Genomic DNA, 1,045 nt, shown 5'->3' on the forward strand with positions numbered 1-1,045 from the left:
ACCAAATTTCATATCGTTACGTAGGGGTTACGTCCCCTTACCAATACGAGTGGCTAGTTTTTAATCGATGAACCATGCTTTGAGTGTGATCCAAATTTGCGTTTTTTACATTTTAGAGGTGGTGGGCAGGGCAAGTCTGTGCAGCAATCAAGACTGGGTCGTGTTCTTGTCAATAAGGGCATTATTACAGAGTCTCAGCTTAATTTCGCGCTTACAGAGCAGGGTAGAAGTGGTAAGCGATTAGGCGAGATTCTTTTAGATAACGGTTACATTAGCAATAATCAGTTAGAGAGTGCTTTGAAGCGCCAAGATCTATTGCGCCGTGTTGCTGCGTTTACAACAATCGCGTGGGCGCCGTTTCATGCGGTTGCGGGCTTTTCAGTTCCTTCCATGGTAAAACCTGTAGTTCCATCAGTTAAAACATCTTCAGAAATACAATTTGCTAATTTGCCTGCTGGGTTCGTTGCATTAAGCGATGCAGAGTTAGAAAGTGCAGAAGCGCAAGGACCTTTTGTGTTAGGTAGCGAACTTTTGCCACAGTTCGGTTACGAGATGCCTAGCACTGGGGCAGAAAACAAACTAGAAGAGGATGACGAGGATACCACTGAGGAGCAAGTGGCTTTTCAAGCCATGGACGCGGTTACAACCGTTATGGGATTTGGTCCGTTGTCTAACTTTATTGAAGCTGATGTGACTATAGATGGCTTTCGTCGTTTCGATGATATGCCTGCCATGACAATCCTTGATGACGGTGGCGTAAGATTCTATACAGGTTTCGAAGCTGATCGAATTAGTATTGAAAATGTTCGTGTAAAAGGGAGTTCGAGCCCTGACACTATCGGAAGTTTTTATATTTCAGACGTGAGTTTCGATCGAGGCTCAAGCTTAACAATTCGTGGTGAAGAGGCTCGCTGGTAATCTAAATTTGCTCACTAGCGTTTCTTCTATGGGAGGAATACTCGGAATAAGCCGCCGCCCAGTTCACCTCCGTTTTCAAGGGAAATTCTTCCTCGCTTGCTCCCTTGTTGGTGAAGTGATGCGACTT

The 1,045-nt window shown here is 44.9% G+C and carries 1 protein-coding gene; it reads left to right on the forward strand.

The genetic code is table 11. From position 1 onward, the window contains the following. Positions 1–96 precede the first annotated feature (96 nt). Positions 97–918 (forward strand): hypothetical protein, encoded by an 822-nt coding sequence (locus A3762_RS24440; RefSeq protein ID WP_156493728.1) that lies wholly within the window; start codon positions 97–99, stop codon positions 916–918. The last annotated feature ends 127 nt before the right edge of the window (positions 919–1,045 follow it).

The organism is Oleiphilus sp. HI0125 (assembly GCF_001635355.1).